This window comes from Bacteroides sp. AR20 (assembly GCF_964250605.1).
GTDB lineage: Bacteria > Bacteroidota > Bacteroidia > Bacteroidales > Bacteroidaceae > Bacteroides > Bacteroides uniformis.
On the sequence record NZ_CAXUGK010000001.1, the window covers coordinates 76842 to 101613 of the forward strand.

Annotated in this window: 13 protein-coding genes; 9 read left to right on the top strand and 4 right to left on the bottom strand. The window is 47.5% G+C overall.

All coding sequences use genetic code 11. From position 1 onward, the window contains the following. Positions 1 to 23: 23 nt before the first annotated feature. Complete coding sequence (gene menA, locus ACESTD_RS00340; RefSeq protein ID WP_005827044.1) at positions 24 to 935, bottom strand: 1,4-dihydroxy-2-naphthoate octaprenyltransferase; 912 nt, start codon at positions 933 to 935, stop codon at positions 24 to 26. A 70-nt stretch (positions 936 to 1005) separates the two neighbouring features. Between menA and ACESTD_RS00345 the strand changes: the two genes are divergently transcribed. Continuing rightward, on the top strand, positions 1006 to 2073 hold the full coding sequence (locus ACESTD_RS00345; protein ID WP_044467338.1) for a metallophosphoesterase: 1068 nt from the start codon (positions 1006 to 1008) through the stop codon (positions 2071 to 2073). 1 nt (position 2074) lies between these two features. Here the strand turns inward: ACESTD_RS00345 and ACESTD_RS00350 are convergent, their stop codons facing one another. Next, a complete protein-coding gene (locus tag ACESTD_RS00350; protein ID WP_057255754.1) occupies positions 2075 to 5044 on the bottom strand; it encodes a PEP/pyruvate-binding domain-containing protein in 2970 nt (989 codons plus the stop codon). Positions 5045 to 5169: 125 nt separating this feature from the next. On the opposite strand from ACESTD_RS00350, the gene ACESTD_RS00355 reads away from it, so the two are divergent. The 7 genes from ACESTD_RS00355 (at position 5170) to ACESTD_RS00385 (ending at position 18936) form a co-directional block, all read left to right on the top strand. After that, entirely contained in the window at positions 5170 to 9102 is a 3933-nt protein-coding gene (locus ACESTD_RS00355; protein WP_195288395.1) for a hybrid sensor histidine kinase/response regulator transcription factor, read from the top strand. Positions 9103 to 9232: 130 nt separating this feature from the next. Further along, positions 9233 to 10174: an ROK family protein gene (locus ACESTD_RS00360; RefSeq protein WP_005833057.1), complete on the top strand. Its 942-nt coding sequence runs from the start codon at positions 9233 to 9235 to the stop codon at positions 10172 to 10174. A gap of 22 nt (positions 10175 to 10196) precedes the next feature. Further along, positions 10197 to 10928, top strand: a complete 732-nt coding sequence (locus ACESTD_RS00365; protein WP_057097540.1) for a 6-phosphogluconolactonase — start codon at positions 10197 to 10199, stop codon at positions 10926 to 10928. Between the two features lie 53 nt (positions 10929 to 10981). Continuing rightward, positions 10982 to 12247, top strand: coding sequence for an MFS transporter (locus ACESTD_RS00370; protein WP_008665144.1), 1266 nt, complete (start codon positions 10982 to 10984; stop codon positions 12245 to 12247). Between the two features lie 15 nt (positions 12248 to 12262). Continuing rightward, complete coding sequence (locus ACESTD_RS00375; protein WP_098031942.1) at positions 12263 to 13987, top strand: glycosyl hydrolase family 18 protein; 1725 nt, start codon at positions 12263 to 12265, stop codon at positions 13985 to 13987. Between the two features lie 254 nt (positions 13988 to 14241). Further along, positions 14242 to 17352 carry a TonB-dependent receptor gene (locus ACESTD_RS00380; RefSeq protein ID WP_195288397.1) on the top strand — a complete coding sequence of 1037 codons (3111 nt, stop codon included), beginning with the start codon at positions 14242 to 14244 and terminating at the stop codon, positions 17350 to 17352. A 21-nt stretch (positions 17353 to 17373) separates the two neighbouring features. After that, positions 17374 to 18936: a RagB/SusD family nutrient uptake outer membrane protein gene (locus ACESTD_RS00385; RefSeq protein WP_044468636.1), complete on the top strand. Its 1563-nt coding sequence runs from the start codon at positions 17374 to 17376 to the stop codon at positions 18934 to 18936. A 584-nt stretch (positions 18937 to 19520) separates the two neighbouring features. On the opposite strand, the gene ACESTD_RS00390 is transcribed toward ACESTD_RS00385, so the two are convergent. Continuing rightward, a complete protein-coding gene (locus tag ACESTD_RS00390; RefSeq protein ID WP_195288398.1) occupies positions 19521 to 20324 on the bottom strand; it encodes a ThuA domain-containing protein in 804 nt (267 codons plus the stop codon). Positions 20325 to 20359: 35 nt separating this feature from the next. Then, a complete protein-coding gene (locus ACESTD_RS00395; protein WP_373158579.1) occupies positions 20360 to 22825 on the bottom strand; it encodes a glycoside hydrolase family 9 protein in 2466 nt (821 codons plus the stop codon). A 231-nt stretch (positions 22826 to 23056) separates the two neighbouring features. Between ACESTD_RS00395 and ACESTD_RS00400 the strand changes: the two genes are divergently transcribed. Further along, complete coding sequence (locus ACESTD_RS00400) at positions 23057 to 24721, top strand: DUF6377 domain-containing protein (RefSeq protein WP_005827019.1); 1665 nt, start codon at positions 23057 to 23059, stop codon at positions 24719 to 24721. Positions 24722 to 24772: the final 51 nt, after the last annotated feature.

Here is a 24772-nt window from a genome sequence, read left to right on the forward strand (position 1 = left end):
GCTAATCCTTAACCTCTAACCTCTCAATTCAGCGCCACCGCTAACAGTAATCCTAAGAACAGCATATTGCGCGACGTCTCGCCCAGTATGCTGTTCAGCTTTTTACCGCTACCTATCTGTATCATTTTGCGCCACGTCAGTGCGTGCATATAGAGATAGACGCAGGGAGCCCAGATAAATTCCAGTGGAGTCAGCTTGCCCGTGTAGACAAACCAGAAGCAGAGCAGCACGGCGGCGATGCCCAGTGCCAGATACATATTCTCACCGAACTTCTTGCCGTAGCGTACCACCAGCGTACACTTGCCGCTCACGGCATCCTGCTCGCGGTCGCGATAGTTGTTCACCATCAGCAAGGTGTCTATGGCGAGGCCACTGACGAGCGACAGCACCACCACATCCATATTCAGCGTATAGGCCTGCACGTAGTAGGTGCCGCATACGGGCACGAAGCCGAAGAACACCAGCACCAGTACGTCGCCCCAGCCCCGATAGGAGAGCAGCGTGGTATAGAGGAAAGCAAACAGTATGCACACCACGCCCAGCACCACCAGTTCCCAGCCTCCGTGGGGCAGCTGCCCCCAGACGGTGAACAGCACTGCCAGCCCTGCCAGGCACGACAGTGTCAGTGCGATGCCGATGCCGGTTTTCATGGCTGCCGGCGTAATCCAACCTTCGGCGCAGGCGCGCTGCGGCCCCAGCCGGTCTTCCCGACGGTCGGTCCCTTTCTGGAAGTCGAAGAGGTCGTTGATAAAGTTGGCGGCAATCTGCATGCCGCAGGCAAAGAGGGCGCACAGCAGGGCGGGTGCGGTCTTGAACTGTCCGTCGCTGAAGGCAAGGGCACTGCCCAGCAATACCGGGATGATGGCTCCCGTCAACGTCTTGGGGCGGGCGGCGAGAAACCATGCGTAGGGTGAATTCTGTTTAATCTCGTTCATCGTAGTTCCAATTTAGTTCGGCATCTGCCAGCAAAAATACTGAAAATCCCTATATTTGTACCCACTTATGATGAAGAAGTTAGTCTACATATCCATTCTTTCTCTGCTGCTCTTGTCTTCCTGCCGTTCCAAGCGGATGATTACCGTGTCGTTGCCGCAGTCAGTCATGCAGGCAGACAGCACGCAGCTTGGCGATACTATCGGGTTGCCTGCCCGCCTTTCGCCGATGTTCACCTTTGACCAGTCTGATTTGCGTAATGTTCGCCGCCAGCCGGCGAAGGGCGAGGTAAAGAAACAGCAGATAAAGAAAACGGCACCGGTACAAAAGGTAATTGTGCAGCGAGGTACAAGAATCACATCGAAAACCACCCACGTAGGCTCGGCCTATAAGGGCGTCAGCCGCATTAAGACGTACGACTTCACGCATCGCGACGTGCCTGCCGCCTTCGAGGGCTTCCGCATCGCCTTTGTCTCCGACCTGCACTACAAAAGCCTGCTGAAGGAGGAGGGATTGAAGGACCTGGTCCGCCTGCTCATAGACCAGAAGGCCGACGTGCTGCTGATTGGCGGCGACTTTCACGAAGGCTGCCAGTACGTGCCGCCCGTCATGGCTGCCCTGGCGCAAGTGAAGACGCCGTTGGGCACCTATGCCGTGCTTGGCAACAATGACTACGAGGCTTGCTATGACGACATCGTGCGCGAAATGAGGCATTATGGCATGCATCTGCTGGAGCATAAGGTGGACACCCTGCGGCGTGGCGGTGAGCGGATTCTTGTGGCGGGCGTGCGCAATCCTTTCGACTTGGGCAAGAACGGCACATCGCCCACACTCGGCCTTTCGCCCGACGATTTCGTAATCCTGCTGACGCATACGCCGGACTATGCCGAGGACGTCCCGGTGACAAACTCCGATCTCATCCTGGCCGGACACACGCATGGCGGGCAGGTGACGCTGTTCGGGCTTTATGCACCGATAGTCCCCTCGCACTACGGGCAGCGGTTCCTCTCCGGGCTGAAGTACAACTCAAAGAACATCCCGATGATTGTCACCAACGGCATCGGCACTTCGCAGAAAGCCATCCGCATGTTTGCTCCCGCAGAGGTGGTGATGATTGTGCTGCACCGGCTGACGGACTGATTTATTCTTCGGGCATCAGCACCACTCCCAGTTTCTTCTTGCCATCCATCTTTACCACCATTGGCTGGTGGAAATGTACATGCCGCAGGTACTTCGTCTCGTGTACGGCAGGCTGTGCATTCAGGAATTCCTGGTTGTATACGCCGTCATTCATAAAGGCGTTGATGGTAAAGTATCCCACTCCAAAGGAGGTCAGGTTCTGGAAGAAGTGGGTTCCCTGGCTGGGGTCTACCCGGTAGTTGGTCAGTCCGGCTTCCACTATCACGCGGGCAGCGCTGATGTGCGGCCACTTCACGGGGATGCCGAGCCAGGTGTCACTGCTACCCCAGCGTCCGGGACCTACAAGGACATAGTTGCGGCCTTCGTCCAGGAACTGCTGGTTCAGCTTCTCTATCTCCCAGGCAATCTCCTGGTTGTGGGAGGCACTATAGTCGTCTGTCTTCACATAGATAATGTCATGTATCTCGTTCATGATGCCATGTCCCAATGAGTTGTTGGAACGGAGCAGTACCTGGTTGTCTGGAATAGCGGTAAGGTCTTCATCCAGCATCTCCTTGGTGTCGACTATCGGGCGGATTTGCAGCAGGTAGAAGGTGCCGGTTTTGTCCTTCTCGCGGCTCATGGTGGCGGCAAACTCTATCTCTACGGGACGGCGCATCTCCTGCTCTCCGTATTTCAAAGCCAGTTGCAGGATGCGTGGCAGGGGGAATACGTCGTGTTGCAGGATGTTGGCAAAGGTGATGACTTTGCGTCCGCCGGGATAAAGCCCGTCGCGGATAATCTGGTCGTAAGGGTCGTAGGTGGAGGCTATGTAGTTCAGTGCTCCGTCCTTTTCCGCTTCTTTGACGTGCAGTTTCAGCAGGTTGAAGCCGTCGTCGATGGAGAAGTCGTGACCGGCATTGCGCAGGTCGAGGGCATAGAAGCGGGTCTGAGTCTCTTTGAGGGCAATCTCCATTTCGCTGGTTTGCAGCACCTGGTTGGGGTGATAGGGCGAGAAGCGGAGCGTCATGCCGCCGTCCACAATATATTTGCCCAAGCCGAGTGCCAGGTTGACGATACCTTCTTCCGCCTTCTCGTCGCCGATGGGGTAGTAGTTGAGCGAACGTGCCACGCCGGACATGCTGGGGTAGTAGCGGTCACCATACTGGTTGCCCACTACCTCTTGTAGGATGACAGCCATCTTTTCCTGGTCGATAACATTGCTCGTTGCCTGCATGTATGCCTTCGAGTCGCGGAAGTAGACCGAAGCATATACTCCCTTGATGGCATCGCTCAGCATGCGCAGCATCTCGTACTTGTCGTCCAGATAGGGAATCATATAGGTGTTGTAGATACCGGCGAAGGGTTGGTAGTGCGAGTCTTCCAACAACGAGGACGAACGGATGGCAAGGGGCGACTTCACCACGTCGAAGAAGGTGAAGAAGTCCTCCACCAGGCGGTCGGGCAGCTTTGCTTTGAGGAAGTAGCGCAGGATGACGTCATCGTCGGCATCGGACAAGGCTATCTGATACAGATTGTTGGTATCCATAAACTCGTCGAACACATCGGTACAGAGCACGATGGTCTTGGGGATGGCGACACGGGCATTCTCAAACTCTTCGAACTCGGGGTGATGCTTCACCAGGTTGTCGATGAAAGCCAGTCCGCGCCCCTTGCCTCCCAGCGAACCGTCGCCAATACGGGCAAAGTTGGAGTATCGGTCAAAGCGGTCGCGCCTGAAGACTGCCACTACTCCCTGGTTTTTCATCTTGCGGTATTTCACGATAGCCTCGAAGATAATTTTACGGTGGGCATCCACGTCTTGCAAGCTATTCCAGGTGATGGGCCGCAGGAACTCTGCCACGGGAAACATGGCACGTGAGTAGAGCCAGCGGCTGACGTGGTTGCGGCTGATGTGGTAAAGGAATGATTCTGCCGGAACAGCAAAAAGAATGTTCTGCAGCTCTTTGAGATTCTTTACGCGGGCAATCTCTTCCAGCGTGTCCGGGTTGCGGAAGATAAAGTCGCCGAAGCCGAAATTGTCTGATACAATACGGCGCAGGTCCACATCCATCTTTTTGGAATTCTTGTCGATGAAGGCGGCATCGTATTTGGCTGCATACGCTGCGTTGTCCGATTCGCTGGACTGTATGATAAGGGGTACAAACGGGTCTTCCTTGCGGATGGCGGCACAGAGCTTGATACCGGCCAGTCCGTCCTTCTCGCCCCGTTCTACGCGGGGGAAGCGTACGTCGGTGATGACACCTAATATATTATTCTTATATTTTTGGTAGATGCCAAAGGCTTCTTCATAGGTACGTGCCAGTACAATTTTGGGACGTCCCCTCATGCGCAGTGTGCGCTGGTGGGCATTCAGTGCTTCAGTAGAGAATTCCTGGCTCTGCTTCAATACGAATTTATACAGATTGGGCAGGATGGAGGAGTAAAAGCGGATGCCGTCTTCCACCAGCAGGATGAGCTGCACACCCACTTCGTTGACGTCGTGCTCCAGGTTCATCTTGTCCTCTATCAGCTTGATGATGGAAACCAGCAAGTCGGTGTTTCCCAGCCAGCAGAACACATACTCAAAGGGACTGAGGTCTTCATTGGCAATACGCTTGGTGATGCCGTGGCTGAAAGGGGTAAGTATCACCATCGGAATCTGTTCATACAGGTTTTTGATGTATCGTGCCACGTCGAAGCTGTCGTTGTCTCCCGTGCCCGGCATGCAGATGATGAGGTCGAAAGAGATGGAGGACAGCTGTGTCAGCGCCTCCTCGCAAGTGGAAACCTGCGTGAAACGGGGAGGGTAGCGCAAGGAGAGCGAAGTGTATTCATTGAATATCTTTTCGTCGATGCGCCCGTCATCTTCCAGCATGAAAGCATCGTAAGGATTGGCTATCAGAAGGACGTTGAAAATGCGCCGTGTCATGAGGTTGGCAAACTGTGTGTCCTTGAAATAGAGCTGGTTTAATTTGAACTTACTGAGCATGGCTTCTCATGATTTGTTGGTTTCGGAAGGCAAAAGTAATAGAAATCGAACCTATTCGGATAGTTTTTCGACCGTTTTTTTTATATTTATGCGTAATATTGCATCCGAAAAACAATATATGACCTATGTCTGCTCCATATCCGTTTCCATATAAATCCGTTGCATGTACATTTCTGCTGTTATGGGTGTTCGTTTTTTTGTCCGCTGACTTGTTTGCCGGTTCATTCCGCACCTTGGGTATCAAGGAGGGATTGGGCAGTCGGCAAGTATTCCAGATAAACAAGGATTCAGCCGGATTTGTCTGGGTGTATACTCATGTCGGGATAGATCGTTATGACGGGAATGAAATCAAGCATTACAAGCTGGACGGAATGGTTGATTCCAGGGACAATATCCAGTCTTCCACTACCATGATGTGTGATAAGGAGGGTATTGTCTGGGTTGCATTGAAGAATGGAAAAATCTATGCATACAACAAACTGACGGACTCTTTCCAATTGCGTGTGGACTTGGCCGATTACCTGCCTTCTCCGGTATTGTATAATATGCTGTTTGATGACGAAAACCGTTTGTGGTTGTGTATGTCAAAGGGGCTTTATTCTTGGGAAGAAAGTGCAGGGCTGTCTTTTGCCGGATTGAAGGGGCAATCTGTCCGTTGCATAGTCCAAATGGAAGATGAAGTGTTTTTTGCAGGCACCGACAAGGGTGTCTTCCGGCTGACGAAGGCAGGAGCGGCAGGTTCTTCGTCTTTTGAGACGAGGCCGGTTGACCTGCATACAGAGATGCATGTGGAATCGCTCTATGTCTTCGGAGCGAAGCTGTTCATCGGTACCTTTTCAAACGGCGTATTTGTGCTTGACGGTCCCGAAGGGCAAATACATTCCTTGAATGACCGGATTCCTCATGTACCTATCCGTTCGTTTGCAAAGACAAAGGATAATTTGCTGCTGGTGGGAGCCGACGGTGCAGGTGTTTTTTGCATGGATGTCGCTACCGGAGAACTTTTGAACCATTATATGAATAACGGGGATGATGACAAAAGCTTGAGTGGTAATACGGTATCCGATATTTGTGTGGATGAATCCGGAGTTGTATGGATTGGCACTTCTACGAATGGCATCAGCTATCTGGATCCGGAGATGCCGGATGTCTATAGAATCAGGCACGAACGCAATAATGATAATTCCCTGAAGTCGGACCATGTAAATGTGATGTTTCAGGACTCGGAGGGAGATTATTGGTATGGTACAAACAACGGCGTCAGCCTCTATCAACCTCGGTCACGCAAATGGACCCACTATCTGGACGGTACGGAATATAGTGGCAAAGTGGTATTGGCGCTTGCCGAAGACTCCGGGGGAAACATCTGGGTAGGTGGCTATGGTATCGGTGTCTATTGTATTCATAAACAGACCGGACGGGTACAGAAGAAAGAGAAAAGAAATGCACATCCGGAGAAGGGAATGGCCACCGACTATGTTTATGCCATTTATGCGGAAGGGGATTATGTCTGGTTCGGTGGTATTGAAGGAGAGTTTACCCGTTACGATATACGGACGGATACTTATACATATTACCCGATTGATTGCATAGGTGACATAAAGCCGGGTAAGGGGGGCTCATTACTGATTGCCGGTTGCAGCGGGTTGGCCGTCTTTGATAAGAAGTCGGGAGACACGCAGTGGCATCAGACGTTTGGAGACATCTCTCTGCATTATCCTGTCCGTTGCCTGATGCAGTCCTCATCCGGCGATACCTGGCTGGCTACAGACGGGGAAGGCCTTATACGTGTTGGGCCGGATGGGAAAGAGGCGCATGCCTATACCGTAGATGACAATCTGGTTTCCAATTCCATCAACAGCCTGCTGGAGGATAACGAAGGGCGTATCTGGTTCAGTACGGAGAAGGAATTGTATTGCTTGGACTGCTCCCGGGATATTATCATCAGTGCCAATGATTTTTTGGATGTCAGCTGGGGATATTACAACCCGAATGCTGCCCTTAAGTTGAAGAATGGATGTCTTGCTTTCGGCACTGCAGAAGGGGTTCTTTCCTTTCTCCCGTCTTTGGACTTAGGGCCCCATGTGTCTGTTGAGCTGATTCTGACAGACTTTAAACTGCTTTACGAATCGGTCAAAGCGGGAATGAAAGGCTCTCTTTTGCAAACGAATATCAATGATACCCGGAAAATAGATTTGAAGTATAATCAAAACTCCTTCTCTATTTCCTTCTCTGCCATCAACTTTGCAGTCCCGCATCGTATCAGGTATGAGTATAGGCTCGAAAATCACAATGAGGAGTGGGAACACTCCAATTCAGTGCGGAACGTGAGCTATATGAATCTCTCGTCCGGTAAGTATGTATTCCGCTTGCGGGCATTTGATAAGTACACCGGGCAGCAGGTGGGAGAAAGAAGTCTGGACATTGTCATTCATAACCCTTACTGGGTTTCGTGGTGGGCGCTGCTCCTCTATTTCATCTTGTTGTCTGTCTTTGTCTACATGTTTGTGCAGTATAGGAGGCATAAGGTGAACGAGGGGCGTATAAGGGACAAGATACGTTCCTTTATCAGTATAGCCCATGATATCCGTACACCGGTTACTTTAATAAAGGCTCCGCTGAGCGAGCTCGAAGCGCAGGAGGGACTTCCGGAGCAGGGTAAGAAAACCGTTGCGGTGGCAATGAAGAATGTGGAAAAACTGATGGGAATGATTACTCAACTGCTTGAGTTGCAGAAAACGGAACTGCATGTCGAGGAGTGTCTGAAGGTTTCTCCATACGACATTAAGGCTTATCTGGAGGAAAAGATGGCGGAGTTTCATTTAGCCGCCATGCAGAAGAGCGTCGGGATAGAGTTGGAGGTGGAGCCGGATATGCCCAAGGTTTGGATTGACCGGGAGAAGATGGATCATATCATAGACAATCTGCTCTCCAATGCCTTGAAGTATACAGAGAAGGGAGTCATTCACATACTGGTGAAGACTGCAAGAAAGAAGTGGACTATTGAAGTGAAGGATACGGGTATCGGCATTCCGAAAGAGGAGCAGGGCAATATTTTTCACGAATATTATAGAGCCCAGAATGCCATGAACTTTGAGGAAACCGGTTCGGGTATCGGTCTGATGATTACGCGCCGCATTGTGAAACAGCATCACGGCACCATCTCTTTCAGTAGCGTGGAAGGGCAGGGAACTACGTTTACGGTAACTTTCCCGCAGAGGATAAAGGCGAGCGTGGCGGTGGAAGCGAAGGCTGACGGCCGGGAAGAAGCTCAGGCCGCTACCGGGGCTGTGCATGAAGAAACGGAACGTGCCGGGAAGAATGTCCTTCTTCTGGCGGAGGACGATGCGGATATGAGGGAGTATCTGGTGGACAGCTTGTCTTCCGAATATAAGGTAGTTGCCGTGCCCGACGGCGGAAAGGCATTGGAGACGGCAAGGGAAATCAATCCTGATATCATTATCTCGGACATTGTGATGCCGGTACTGGAAGGTGATGAATTGTGCCGGATTCTGAAGTCATCGGTAGATACAAGCCATATACCTATTATATTACTGACCGCACTGAGTGAGAGGGAAAATATCATCTTCGGACTGGAGGCCGGTGCCAATGACTACATCATCAAGCCTTTCGACTTGTCTGTGCTGAAAGTGCGTATCAGGAATATTCTTCAGAATAGGCAGCATTTGCGCGAAACCGTGTTGGCGATGGATGCGCAGCCCGAAGAGACAGACTATACCAGCCAGTTGGACAAGGAGTTTCTGGACAAGGTTATGAAAGTGATTGAGGAGGAGTTGTCCGATTCGGAATTCTCCATCAATGACTTCTGCCGGATGCTGGGCATGAGCCGCACTTCTGTCTACAATAAGATAAAGACGCTGACCGGGCAGGGACCGAATGACTTCATCCGCATTGTCCGTTTGAACAAGGCAAAAGAGCTGCTGGTTTCCCGGAAATATTCGATAGGGGAAGTGGCGAATATGGTCGGATTTTCTGACCCGAAATATTTTAGTACATGCTTCAAAAAGCAGTTTGGCACCAGTCCCAGCAAAATTTAGAGCCATGAAGACTGCTTTTGAACCACCGCTGACAAGTATTAAACCTTTTTTGTCAGAGAATAAACCCTTGTCTCCCTGATAGTGCGTAATATTGTGGACAGTAAACAATATTAAAAAACGCATATAAAAAATGGAAACGTATTTAGGTCTTGATTTAGGAGGCACGAAGTTGCTGATTGGCGAAATGGATAGCCGTGGCAACATTTTGAGGTATAAGAAATATGACTCCGGTTACTTTAATCAGCAGGCTGCGCTGGAAATCATCAAGTCGTCGCTCGATGATTATATCCGTACCGTGGGCTGGTATGACCAGAAACCGGTAGCGATGGGTGTTGGGCTGATAGGGCGTGTAGATCCCAACGAAGGTGTCTGGCTGCAGATTGACCCGAGCAGGACACAGCGGATTGAGTTGGCAAAGGAACTGTCGGATATATATGGCATGCCTTGCCATATAGACAATGATGTGAAGAGCGCTACAAGAGCCGAACGCGTCTGGGGATTCGGACAAATTTCCAAAAACTTCATATACGTAAATGTAGGTACAGGCATTGCCGTGGGTACGGTGATAAATGGGAGACAAATCCGTGGCAGCCATTTCAATGCCGGCGAAGTGGGACACGTGCGTGTAGGTGTGAACATAGGCATTAAATGCGGTTGTGGACGGATGGACTGTGTGGAGGCGATTGCTGCCGGCATAGGTTTTGACAATTGTGCCCGTCTGCTCCGCAACCAGTATGAGACCGGCCTGCATATTCCGGCTGAAAAAGGGGAACGGGTGATTGTGAGTGAGGTGTTTGCACTTAGTCAGAAAGGTGACCCTCTCTGTACGGTGCTGGTGGAGAATGCAGCTGAGGCGCTTGCCAATCTTATCATGAATCTGGTACGTGTGATTGACCCGGACACGGTGGTGTTGGGTGGAGGCATTGTGGCCGACGGGTATATGCACGAGAAGATTCTGGAGAAACTTCATCCTACGACCATGCGTTTTGTCAGCAACGGGGTTGTCATTACGAAACTGAATCCCGGATTTATCGGGCTTCTGGGAGCCGGTGCGGTGGCGATGAATATGTGATTAGGAATTAATGATTAAGAATATGAAAATAACAATAACAAAGAATGAAAAGGAGTTTGACTGCACGGCTGCATGGCGCATCATCGGGCAGATGTTGAATGAACCGGAGAGTGTGATAGGACTTTCGACGGGACGTACTACCGGCAATCTTCATCGGTTGGTGGGAGAAATCTATACTAAATATCCGTTTAAGGTGGATACCGTTACTTTCTTCGGATTGGATGAGGTAACGAATGTGCCGCGCGAATATGCCGGAGCATGCTACACGATGCTGAAAACGGAGTTGATGGATACATTGGGCATCAAGGAAGAGAATTTTTTGATGCTGCCTACCATTTCTGGTGATTTTGAACAGTCATGCAGGGATTTCCAGCAGAAAATTGCGAACCGTGGCGGTATTGATTTGCTGATTTTAGGGTTGGGTGAGAACGGACACCTGGGATTCAACCAGCCGGAATCTCCCTTTGGCGGTGAAGCATGGGTGACCCGGATGAATGTGGAACTGGAAGAACGCATCCGTAGAGAAACGGGTACTCCTCCCGATAAAGAGTTGGGAGGGGCTACTTTGGGAATAAAGAACATTATGCAGGCACGCCGGATTGTACTGGTTGCCAAAGGGACTAATAAAGCGGATATTGTCAAGCGGATGCTTGAAGGGCCTGTGACAACAGATGTTCCTGCTTCCATCCTTCAGCTTCATCCCAACTGTGAATTTCTGCTGGATGAGGCGGCGGCAAGCATGCTTAACTGCTAAGTCGCCTTGCAGGCGGCTGATAACTAATTATTTGAATTAATAATCAAAATACTATGACACAACAAGAAAAACAAATAAACTATATGGGGCCATTCATCACGATGGTGTTCTTGTTCTTTATTGTAGGTTTCCTTACGACTGCCAATACTCAGTTTCAGGGTCCTCTGAAAGAAACTTTTCTTTCGGAAGTGGGCGGGTTGAAAAATACTTTTGCTACTTTGATTACTTTCTCCTGGTTCCTTGCTTATCCGGTTTGTGGAGGGGTAGGCTCGTCGTGGATTAGCAAATACGGATATAAAGGAACATTGATGCGTGGATTGCTGGTGATGATTGTGGGGCTTGGTTTGTTCTTTGCCTCTTCCTATTTCACAGTACACTTTCCTGAAGCGAATTGGCATGCAGGAAATAATGTTATCCCTGGAGGGTTCTTGATTTTCTTACTGGGTTCTTTCGTGGTAGGGGCTTCGGCTACCATTCTGCAAGTGGTTATAAATCCTTATCTGACGGCTTGCCATGTCAAGGGTACCCAGTCCATTCAGCGTTTGGCTATAGGCGGTTCCGCCAATTCTGTGGGAACTACGCTTGCTCCTTATTTCGTGACCGGTGTCGTGTTCGGTGGTCTGTCTATGGAGGACATTCAGATTGACCAGCTGATGGTTCCGTTCCTGGCATTGATGGCTGTTATTTCTTTGATTGTATTGTTGTTGATGAAATTGTCTTTGCCCGATATCCAAGGAACCAGGGTAGAGAAGGGAGAAAAGCTGGAAAAAAGTGTATGGTCCTTCCGTCATCTGACATTGGGCGTGGTGGCTATCTTCTTTTATGTAGGAGTGGAAGTCTGTATCGGGGCCAATATCAATCTGTACGCCATCGAGATGGATTATGCTTCTCCGGCACTGATGGCTACGCTCTATTGGGGTGGTATGCTTGTGGGCCGCCTGGTGGGGAGTAGCCTGAGCAGGATTTCTCCCCGCGTGCAGTTGACGGTTACTACGGTATCGGCAGGACTACTCGCCCTACTGGCCATTCTTCTGAATAATCCGTGGCTGCTCACGGCAGTAGGTCTGTTCCATTCCATCATGTGGGGAGCTATCTTTACTTTGTCCGTTGCCCATTTGGGAAAATACACTTCGGTGGCTTCGGGTGTGTTCATGATTGGAGTGGTAGGCGGTGCCATATTGCCCTTGTTGCAAGGAGTGCTTGCCGATGTTCTTGGAGGCTGGAGATGGTCATGGCTCATCGTTCTTTTTGGAGAAGCGTTTATGCTGTATTATGCATTGATAGGTTCACGGGTCCGTCAGACCTGCGATAATTTGTAATTAAAGATAGTACTTATGAAAAAAATTAGAATGATGATGGCTGCCGCTTTGGGCGTATTGGTTTCATGCGGTAGCGTTAAGTCGGGAGAAGAGGTCGTTGCGGCTTCCCGCGATTCAAAGGTTGTGGTTGCTTATGTCACTTCGTGGAGTGAGGTGATGCCCGACCCGCAGTACATGACGCATATCAACTATGCGTTCGGTCATGTAAACGAGAGCTTTAACGGTGTCAAGATTGATAATGAGGAACGTTTGAGACAGATTGTTGATTTGAGGAAACAGAAGCCGGAGCTGAAAGTGCTGCTTTCCATCGGCGGCTGGGGAAGCGGACGTTTCAGTGAGATGGCTGCCAATGATGAATATCGCCGTGCTTTTGCCGCGGACTGTGACCGTGTGGTGAAGGAGTTCGCTTTGGATGGCATTGACATCGATTGGGAATATCCCACCAGCTCTATGGCAAATATATCCTCGTCACCGGACGATACGGAGAATTTTACACTTCTGATGCAGGATATCAGAGCTGCCATCGGCAATGAAAAGGAACTGACACTTGCCACCGTAGCTTCTGCCCGTTACATTGACTTCAAGGCTATCTTGCCTTCCGTCGATTTTGTGAATATCATGGCTTATGACATGGCTTCTGCTCCCAAGCACCATTCGGCGCTTTATCCGTCAGGACATAGCGGTGACATTACTTCGGACGGTGCCGTTACTGCACACTTGAAAGCGGGCGTACCGCCTTCCAAGCTGGTGATGGGTATGCCCTTCTATGGTCGTGGAGGTGACGGTTATCCCAGCTTCCAAGACTATAATAAGGTAGGGAATACGGATACCCAATATACTGAAAAGTGGGATGAGGTGGCTCAAGTGCCTTATCTGGCCGATAAGAATGATACGTTGGTATTTGGTTTTGAGAATCCCCGTTCACTTGCCATCAAGTGTCAGTATATTCTGGATAAAGATTTGCTGGGAGGCATGTATTGGGATTATAGCGGAGACAATGAGCAGGGTGATTTGCGCCGTACGGTAGCAGAAAACCTATTGGGCAAGCCGCACAAGGCGAAGGTACTGGTGTTGACGGAACGTGGTGGACAGCACGGAGGATTTACAGATGCCGGCTTGAAGTGGTTGGCGGCCGAAGGTGTAAAGGGGAATTTCAGTATTACCGAGATAAACAATGCCAGGAACATAACGGAGGCTTACTTGTCGCAGTTCAGCTTGGTTATTCAATTGGATTTCCCGCCTTATACTTGGCCGAAGGAAGCGGAAGATGCATTCGTCAAGTATATAGAAGAAGGCCGTGGCGGCTGGATCGGTTTCCATCATGCTACTTTGCTGGGCGAGTTTGACGGTTATCCCATGTGGCAATGGTTCTCTGATTTCATGGGTGGTGTACGTTTCAAGAACTACATAGCTCCGCTGGCCGACGGTACGCTGATTGTGGAAGATAAACAGCATCCGGTAATGAAGGATGTTCCGGCCTCTTTCGTGGTGCCCGATGACGAGTGGTATACTTATGACAAGAGTCCGCGCCCTAATGTACATGTATTAGCCAATGTAGACGAATCGAGCTACACGCCTGCATCGGACATCAAGATGGGCGATCATCCGGTGGTTTGGGTCAATGAAAGCAAAAAGGCACGCAATGTTTATTTCCAGATAGGGCATAGTAGTAAGTTGTACGAAACGGAAGGGTTTACGACCATGTTCAGAAATGCCATTAACTGGACTTTAGAAAGGTAATACTTTTTATAATCAATGGATTTGGAAGAAAACGGGTACGTTACAGAAACGTATCCGTTTTTTTATGGGTTTAAACTTTATCACTTTAAGTTTAAAATAAAACGTTTTTTATGGATGTGTTAGTAAATGAACTCCTTATGAGAAATATTCAACTTCCATTTCTTGTTTAGTACGTAATTTCGCTTATCGAAGTATTGGAATTTGTATCAATACAATATGAATAACTTCCTATTTTATAAACTAATACTATTATCATGAAAAGAAAAAGAGTCCTTTTGCTGCTTTGCATTCTCAGTTGCACTTTGCAGCTCTTCGCACAACAAATTAATGTGCAGGGTGTCGTTTATGACCCTTCCGGAGAAACGGTTCCGGGTGCTAATGTCAGTATGAAAAGTAATCCGGCTGTGGGTACTGTGACGGATATTGATGGGAATTTCAGTCTGAAAGCTTCTGTGGGTGATGTGTTGGTCTTCACCTTTATCGGTTATGAGCCTATTGAGTATAAACTGACTGCTGCAGATACAAATCTGAAAGTCCGTTTTACTGATTCTTCTGAGTTGCTGGACGAGGTAGTTGTAGTAGGCTATGGTGTACAAAAGAAGAGTGTACTTTCGTCTGCTGTGAGCCGTGTTACCAGTGAAGAGTTGGATAAAGGTAATCCTACAAATATTCAGAATGCCTTGAAAGGTAAAGTTTCCGGTGTACAGATTATCTCTAATTCAGGTCAGCCCGGTGCGGAATCAAAGATTCGTATTCGGGGTACCGGTACGGTCAACAACTCCGATCCGCTTTATATAGTAGACGGCATGCCGTCTGAAAGTGGTATCAGTCATTTGAATCCTTCTGATATTGAGTCTATTGAAGTGCTGAAAGACGCAGCTTCCGCCGCTATTTACGGAGCCCGTGGTGCTAACGGTGTTGTACTGATTACTACGAAGAAGGGTACTAAAGGGAAGGCTACTTTGAACTATGAATTTACGTACGGTATTCAGAATCCTTCCAAGAAGGTGGATTTGCTGGGTAGTGCGGATTATCAGATGTTGATGAATGAAATGGCTGCCAACGCAGGTAAGGACCCTTATTTCCCGACTGTTTCCAGCGTCAATACCGACTGGCAAAAGGAACTGCAGAACAAGAATGCTCCTATTATGAACCACAAGGTTTCGTTGAGTGGAGGTACGGACAACTCTACCTATTATGCTTCTTTCGGTTATGTAAAGCAAGAAGGTATTTATGCCAAAGGACATGCTGATTATGAACGCTACAATGTACGCTTGAATTACAATAATGTATTACTGGACACGAAATCACGAAATTGGTTGAATAAGATTAGTTTTGGTGCAATTGCAAGCTATTCCAAGTCAATCCAGACAGGTAATACTATTGGCAACAGTGAAGCTGCAGGCTTGATTACTTCCATGAATATGTTGCCTCCTACCGAGCCGGTTTATCAGACCGACCCTGCTATACTGGAGCAATATGCCGTAACTTATCCAAATCATGTCATTGCTCCCAACGGCCTGGCATACAATATCATCGAGATGCGTGAAATAACCAATCCGCTGGCAGCCATGCAGGTCAGTCATAACCAGAGGACTATGCCTCAGAATTTCGGTGCGAACTTTAACCTTGATGTGGACTTGTTACCGGGTTTGAAGTTCAAGACTACCTATGGTGCGGAATGGGTGTTCAATTCCATTAAGAATGTGACTCCAGTCTACGAGCTGAATGCTACCAGTAAGAATGCCACTTCCAAGGTAGAGGATAAGAAAAGGGAGTCTTCCTATTGGCAGTGGGAAAATGTACTGTCGTATACAAAGTCTTTCGGCCGTCATAATATAGGTGCACTGTTCGGTACGAGTATGTCTTCCTACCATTACTCCAATTTGGAAGCGGAAGATTATAATCTGCTGGTGGTGGATATAGACAAGGGATATATAGACACGGCCACAGCACCCGAAGAGCAGTCCAAAGTATGGGGTGGGGCGGAAGACCACCGCATTGCATCCGTATTCGGACGTATCAATTATAATTATGATGAAAAGTATTTGTTCGAAGCGGTAGTAAGACGGGACGGTTCGTCAAACTTCAGTCGTGACCACCAGTATGCTACATTCCCTTCGGTTTCTTTGGGTTGGGTGTTGACCCGTGAGAAGTTCATGGAGAACAGACCTTCCTGGTTGGATTTTGCCAAGATACGTCTGAGCTGGGGACAGAACGGTAACGAACGCATCGGCTCCTTTGCCTATACAAGTATGATGAGTCAGGGTAAGAATGCAGTCATAAATGGAAAGGTATATACGGGCATGCTGCCCAGTGGCTATGCCAATGCTGATTTGAAATGGGAGACCTCCGAACAGACCGACTTGGGTATTGACTTGCGTTTCTTCAACAGTGCATTGACATTCTCTGCCGACTATTTCGTGAAGAAGACGAAGGACATGCTGCTTTCCATGCCGATTCCTCTTTATACCAGTTATGGCAGTATGACGGTCAATTCGGGTACAGTGAAGAACGAAGGTATCGAGTTCGAAGCGTCCTATCGCTTTAAGGTGGGTGAAGTGAATCTGGGTATCAATGGAAATGCTTCTTATGTGAAGAATACCGTAACAGACCAAGGCCCCGACCGCGTCGGTCTCAATAATATCGGTGGTGGTATGGGCGGTCAGGTCAGTTGGAGGGAGAACGGGCGTCCGTACGGCTTCTTCTACGGTTACTTGCATGATGGCATTTTCCAGAATCAGCAGGAGATAGACAACTATACCTACGTAGATTCTAACGGAAAGACTCATTTGATACAACCGAATGCCAAGCCCGGAGATATCCGTTTTAAAGATTTGGATGGTAAAAATGGTCTTAATGGCGATGACCGTACTATGATAGGTAAGCCGAATCCCGACTGGACGTATGGATTTACGCTCTCTGCCGATTGGAAGGGGCTGGATTTCAGTGCATTCTTTCAAGGAAGTATCGGAAACGACATTTATAAACTGTACAGACGTTCCAATGTGACTTTTGGTAACTACGACAAATCTTGGCTGAACCGTTGGCATGGTGAAGGCACTTCCAATTGGGTGCCACGTGTGATAGATGGTGACAACAATAACTATCAGGTTTCAAACTTTTTTGTGGAAGATGGTTCGTATATGCGTTTGAAAGTGTTGCAGATTGGCTATAGTCTGCCTGGACAGATGTTGCAGCGTGTCGGCGTCAAGGGGCTGCGTTTCTTTGTGCAGGGCGAAAATCTGTTTACAATTACCAACTACAGCGGTTATGATCCTGAAGTGGGAACACGTGATGGATTTGACGGGGGAACATATCCGCAAGCACGTACTTATACTATCGGTGCGAATATTACATTTTGATTAACCTAAAAATTAGATACAATGAATAAGATATTAAAGGTATTGGCTTTGGGTGCGATGGCTTTGTCGACCACAGCTTGTTCAGATTTTCTGGAAGTGAATCCGAGAACTCAGGTGTCGGAAACCGAATTCTATAAGACGGAAGACGATATGATGAAGGGCTTGTATGCCGTGATGAATGAAATGCAGACCCGTATGCCGGAGGTTTGGTCTTACTCTTCTTTGCTGGGTGATGAGTCCGAAACCGGCGGTGGTATCGGTGAGGGGTCTTACAAGACGAAATGGGATACTTTTACCTATGACGCGACTTCTTGTTTCGGTGCATGGGGATATGGTTCTTGGTGGAATGAGTGGGATTTTGGCTTGTTCAATGGAGTCATTGCTGCCAATCTGTTGATTGACAAATTGGCCGGATGCAACCTCAGTGCAGACTTTGTCAATTCCATTTCTGCCGAAGCGCGCTTTTACCGTGCCATTTTCTATTACCATCTGTTTATGGGGTATGAGCAATTCCCGCTTATCAAACATTATCTGGCAGCCAGTGAAATGTATAGCGTTGCCAAAGGAACCCGTGAAGAAATTTATGAGTTTATGATGGGTGACTTGGATGACGAAGTGACTAAGTATCTGCCCCAGCGCAGTGCTACACAGCAGGGACGCGTTTGCCGGGATGCTGCCAAGCTGCTTCGTGCTAAAATTATTTTGTTCCATCGTGATGAGACTAAATATCAGGTGGCATTGAATGACATGAAAGAAATAATCACCAGTGGAAGATACCAGTTGAACCCTGATTATCAAAGCTTATGGGTGAAAGACGGAGAATGGTGTGCGGAATCTATCTTTGAGGTATGTTATGCCGGCAATAACTCCGGTGAAGGGTTTGGTCTTGCACGTTCTTTGGGTGGTCGTAACATTGTTGACCCGAGAAGTGCCGAGCAGGGCGGCTTGGGCGAAGGTTATGGGCAGAATACCATGCCGAGTTCCGTTTACAACATGTTTAAGGAAGGCGATACGCGCCGAGAAGGAACAGTCATTGTCTATGCGGACGAGGCTAAGAAAGTGGCAGAAATGGTGGCCAAAGGTGAACTGCCGGCAGGAAGTGCTTTCCAAGTCAGTGACCAGCAGGAAAATTACGAAGGCCTGGGGCACTATAAGATTCATCCGAGAAAGGAGACGACGTCTACGGTGAATCCTACGGATAACTATTATAACTCTTGGCGTATTTACCGTTATGCTGATGTTTTGCTGCTGGCTGTGGAGCTTGATGTACGCATCAACGGAACTGCCAGTGCCGATGCGCAAGGCTGGTTCGACCAGGTCAGAGACCGCGCTTTCAAAGACAAAGAGCATCGTATCAACTTGGCCGGAAAGAGCAAGCAGGAGCTGTTGGATATTCTTTTTGAAGAGCGTGGGTATGAGTTTATGGATGAAATGCAGCGTTGGTTTGATATTCTGCGTTTCGATAAAGGAACAGAGATTTTAGGTAACAAAGGTTGGACGGAGAAGTTCAGATACTTCCCAATTGACCAGTCGGAAATGGATAGGGCTAAAGGTGGCTTGACACAGAACCCTGGCTGGTTATAAGTTTTGATTGTTTTTTTCTGAAGAGTCCCCGGTATTTCCTTGTGAATAATACCGGGGATTTTTTGTTCCTTCACAAAGTTTGTTTTGGCAAAATATCTGTCATGCTATCACGCAAATGGGTGTATTGTTTTGATTATAAATCAATTAAATCGTGATAGATACCCGTGACAGATAAAAAACGTTACAACCATCTATCACGCTTTCCAATCTTTCTAAAAGATGATGCCTCCTATTTATTGGGTAAATCGTAAAAGTGGCTATTATCTTAGTTCTCAGCATGAAACTTTTAGTTTTGAGGCTAAATACTAGAAGTTTTAATTGGGAAAATAATTGGTTTCATTAAGGGAAACCTTTAGTTTCCTTTCGTAAAACTAAAAGTTTCAGCAAGTGAAACTTTTGGTTTCAACGATATGAAACTGTCATTTCGGCCCGTTGGGAACTGGCAAGGGTATCTATATAAAACGACCGAAACAGATACTTTTCCTTCGAAAAGTATCTGTTTCGGCATAAAAACGTAGTGTTAACATAGGAAATAGGGGAATTATCCCCTATTTATTCTCTTGATTGCTGTTATGGAAACCGTTTTATTTGAGGAACGGGTTGCCGCTTTTGTCTTTGCTCACTACCCAGCGGAAAGCATTAACCAATAGCAGGTTCTGTGTACCGTCGATAAACTCTTCGTCACCATGCCCCATATTCAGGTAAATCATTCTGTAATTCTTGTTGGACCATACGATGGGGAAGTCACCAAAATTCACTACATCCTTGATACCCAGTGGATAGTTCTTGGGAGATAGGGACAAGAGCACTTCTACGTCCTTGTTCTGGCGAGGGCTGGGAGTCCATTGGTACCATTCGCTGGCGGGAGCCACGAATGATGCAGGCAGATTCTTGGTAACGGGATGTTCTTCGTTGTCGACTTCGACCAATACCGGCTGGGGAGGCCAGTTGTTGCAATAGAACACCCCACCACCAAGAAACTTAACGAACCAGGGCCAATGCGTGTTTTTGTCGTTGTAGGCTGCTGCGTGGAAACCTACCCAACCGCCTCCGTTTTCCATGTATTGCTCAAAAGCATCGCGTTCGGCCTTGGTGTTGGGGGATGTGTTAAGCATGATAATGACATTGTATTCTTTCAGTTTCTCGTATGGGTATTTTGAAAAATCGGTAGTAATATCCAGAACAAAGCCGTCACCGTAATTGAGCTTCTTGAAGAAAGTGGTTGCTTGTTCTGCAAATTGTACGTGTGCTTCTTCCGCATGTTGCGTGTAATAAACCAAGGCCTTGAAGCGAGGAGCTTTGGCATAGTTTGCCGGATAACCTTCGGGGACTTGTGCGTACGTCAGCAGGGTGCAAGCCGTAAACAATAAAATAAGCAGATGTTTCATAATTTGTAATTTATAAGTTATTAATTCTTCATTATCTAATATTCCGCAATCAGAGACAGCCATTTGCCTGCCGAGGTAACCCATACCTCTTTATAACAGGCATTGTTGGTTTGCGGCCAATAGGGGACATCGTCGTTGCCCAGGGTACGGATACCGACGGGCATCTCTCCTGTCATTTCTCCCGAAGAGAAGGTGTTCAGTTGCGGATAGTTGTGTCCTTCTCCATAAATCAAGGATTGTCCGAAAGGATTCTTGCCTACGGTCCAGTACAACTGTTCCAGACCGATGTTGAGCAGTTCCTTGTCCTTCAGGAAGTTTCCGCAGATGGCGGCGGACTTTCCGTTGGAAAGATGGATGGCGGTATTGCCGTTGAAAATGTTGAACCACACGGGGAAACGTTTCATGTAGTGCTCTTTGTCCAGTTGTACTCCTCGTTTAATCTGTTCCGTGTACAGTTCCTTGGCATTGGCAGGGGGAAACAGATGGAGGGCGTAGAAGTTGGTGGTATCCTTATATTCCTCTGCATGGTAAACACCGCTTGGAATCATACCGTAGGGATGGGTATACTTCATCATTCCTTTCAGATACTCTCCATATAGTTGTATGGAATTCACCCATTTAGGATAATCGGGGTGCTCCTTCTGGGTTTCGCAAAGCATCACCATGGCCTGCATATAGACCTGCTCGCGCGACTGGTGTATGTAATGTACGATGGATTTGCGGGATTTGTCCCGGTAGAAGAATCCGCGTGTCCCGTCTTTGTCTTTCAGCGGTTCCGTGCGCTGGCAGTCGAGGGTGTAGCGGATGTATTCGGCGGCGATGTCCGCATAAGAAGGTTTTCCGGTCAGCTTGTATAATTGGCTTGCCGACCAGGAGATGGTAGCCATATACTGACTTTTCGAAGTGTTGTAACTGTGTTCGTAAGGCTGGACGAACTGGTCGAAGCCATCTTTTTTGAACTTCTCCATAGCAAAAGCGAAATCTTCTTCGGCCACGCGCAATAGGTATTCCTGCAGCATCGGGTCGTTGTCCAGCGTCATGGAGGCGTAAGCTTCGTATCCGGCATAGAGAAAGTTGTCAAATGCCATGTTCTGTACACGTACGGAAGATATGTCGTCCAATGTATTGAACACACCGTCTTGCCAGATAAGCAATCCCATGCTGCTGGCGCGGTAACCATCGCCGTAGCGGTTCTTTAGGATGAACTCTACTCCCCATTCCGCCTCTTCACGCAGGCGGGCGGCGAGGGTTGGGTTGATATTTCTTTGTTTATTATAGGCTTCGAGCAGAGCAAAGGTCACGTCTCCCGTCTGCAAGGTTTGCTGGGACAAGTCTCCTGCATCGTGCCATCCGCCGGAGTAGGAGATGCTGCGTCCGTCATGTCGGGACATGAGGTCTACGTGGCAGGTGGAATGCTTGCCGGGAACCGGATGTCCACAGCGCTGGCAGAAGATGAAGTTCAGTACTTTCCATTGTGAATCTTCCCAAAGTCTTTCTCCAATCCGGAAGGTGGGAGTTAGCGATGTTCCGACCTTCAGCAGATACTCTCCGGGATTATTGAAGGAGGTGAAATCAATAAGGCCAAATTCTCCGAGAGTGGTTTTCTCTTTTCGGATGTCTCCTTCGTAAGCTATTTCTCCGGTTGGGGTAAGCAGTTGGAAGCGCTTTCCGGCGTCTATGGTGAGGTTTGTGTTGATGAGGGCGGTTTTGGGGTGGTTGACGGCATAGCCGGTTGTCGAGTAGGAGATTTTTCCATCGGCAGGTATCCATCCGCTGACTTTCTCAGGGGCTTTCACCGTTTGCAGTTGTAGATTGTCCAGGTAGTAGATAGCTGAATCTCCTGTAGTCCGGTCTTTGCCTTTGAGGGCTGTGCTGAAGGTGATGGACATCACCTTGTCGCGCTGATACTCGTCTATTTCGAGGAAGCATTGGTTCCACTCCTTATTAATAAGGTTAATGAGGTGTGAACCCGAAGGCTGATTATATCCTTTCTTGGCAGGAGTATCTGCATTGCGAAACGTGAGGTTCATGTTGACGATGCGCGCGCCGTCGCAATCGGGATAGATGGAGAATACGATGCGGTTGTACTTCTCCAGATTGGCGCCGTCTAGATGATAGGTAACACTGCTGTTTCCGTAGGTGGCATAGTCTGGGTCGGAAGGAGAGCCGGTCGCCCTTTTCCCGGTGAATGTGGGGAATTGCAGTTTGATGCTGCCTTTGCCGGAAACGGTCTTTTCCGTACTGAAGGACATGCTTCCTGCGCCGGAATGACTCCATCCCTCTGTACCTGCCGAGCGGGTGAGAGGAGCGCTTTGCAAGACCTCCTTTTTCCATCCGTTGGTTTCGAAAGAGTTTTCAATATTCAGGGGGAGGGGTTGATGTATCAGTCCGCTTTCGTGGAGTTGTCGTTCCAGTTTGGGGTCTTGGGTCAGACGTGTCTGACCGTATGCGGCAATACTGCCGAGAGATAAAAGGTATAAAAATAATAATGTCTTTCTCATGTTGATGTCAACCTTTGGTTTCGGTTGCAATGTTAGCCATTATTAGGCAGAAGGAGGTTTGAAAACTGCCATAAAAGCTTTAAAAGCTATCCGAAGTAGAGGAAATATGAATTTCGGTAGATGTATAATCCCTATGATGTACGACTTATAATGCCAAAGAAAATACTAAAATCGTATTTTCATAACAGAAGAAAATTGTAACTTTGCGAAGTTATGTCACAATGTTAACCTATGATGCGTATCTTGATTTTAATAATAATGCTGTTGCCATGTTCGCTTGGTATGTATGCATCTGCAATAGATAGCCTTTTGTCTGTTCTGGATAAGACTATCGTAATGCGTAGACAATACGAGGAAGAAAAAGAACGGTATATTTCTTTGATAAAGGATGAGTTGAAGCAAGGGAGGCTTACTGACATGGAGCGTTATCTGATACAAAATCGTCTTTTTGCCGAATATAATTCTTATATTAGTGATTCTGCATTACATTATATAAATGAAAATATTCTTATTGCCACACGGCTAAATAATAGGCAATGGATAAATAGTTCTATATTAAATAAAGTACATATTCTAAATACTTCGGGCCTTTTTGTTGAAGCAATGGAATTGCTGAAATCGCTTCCTCGTAACACGTTGGAGGGTGAAAATATAGTGGACTATTATGTATGTTTTGAAAACCTATATCTCTATCAGGCAGAGTACGCCACTGATCGGAACTACGTGAACAATTATCTTCGGATAGCAAATTTGTATAGGGATTCTATAATCAGCCTAGTACCGGAAGATACTTATAGATATGTAGTCGTGCATGCACCTCAGCTCATTGACCAGGGAAAAAGTCAGGAGGCTATATGTTTATTGAAGAATTTTTTACCTCGGTTGAAATCCAATACGCGTGAGTATGCAGTAGCTACTTCAATTCTGGCTTTTGCTTATCATGTCGTGGGGAACAAGCAAAAAGAAATGGAAGCACGTATTAGCAGTGCCATTGCTGACATTAGGGCAGTGGTGAAAGAAAATTATTCTTTGTGCGCATTAGCGGAATTACTTTATGGAATGGGCGATTTGGAACGTGCTAATCACTATATCAAGATTAGTATGGAAGATGCTAATTATTATACTACTCGGTTGCGTAGTTCGCAGAATTCCAAGATGCTTCCGCTCATAGATCGTGCTTATCAGCAAGAAAAGGAAATACAGCAACAGCGGCAGAGAATGTTTATTACAGGCATATGTATCCTTTCTGTTTTCCTTCTATTGACAGTACTGTGTGTGCTATGGCAAATGAAAAAATTGTCTTATGCCCGTAAAAAAGTTGTTGCTGCCAATTCCCAATTGAGTATATTGAATAGTGAATTGAAGAAGCTGAACAAGTCTCAACATGAGGCTAATGAACGATTATTGCATACTAATCAGACTCTTACGGAAGCCAATCATATTAAGGAAGAGTATTTGGGACGTTTCCTCAGTTTAAGTTCCTCTTATATAAGTAAGATGGAAGAATATCGCCGCATATTGAACAAGCAGGCTGCTGCCGGTAAACTTGAGGAGTTATATCGTACATTGAAGTCCGACCGTTTCATAAATCAAGAGTTGAAAGAGTTCTATCACAATTTCGATGTATCTTTTCTTAAGATATTCCCTAACTTTGTAGAAGAATTTAATCGTTTGTTGCCAGTTGAAGAACAATTGCATCCTAAAAATGAAGAATTGCTTGTTACCGAACTGCGCATATTTGCACTGATTCGTTTAGGTATTACAGACAGTGCGCGTATTGCAGAATTTTTGCGTTATTCCATAACTACCATCTATACTTATCGTTCCAAGCTAAAAAACAAGTCTCTTTGTAAAGAGGACTTTGAAGAACGAGTGATGAAAATAACTTCTTTTTGATTTTATCCTCCTTTTGAGGCTTTCTTCTGCCTTAAAAAGTCTAGAAATGAT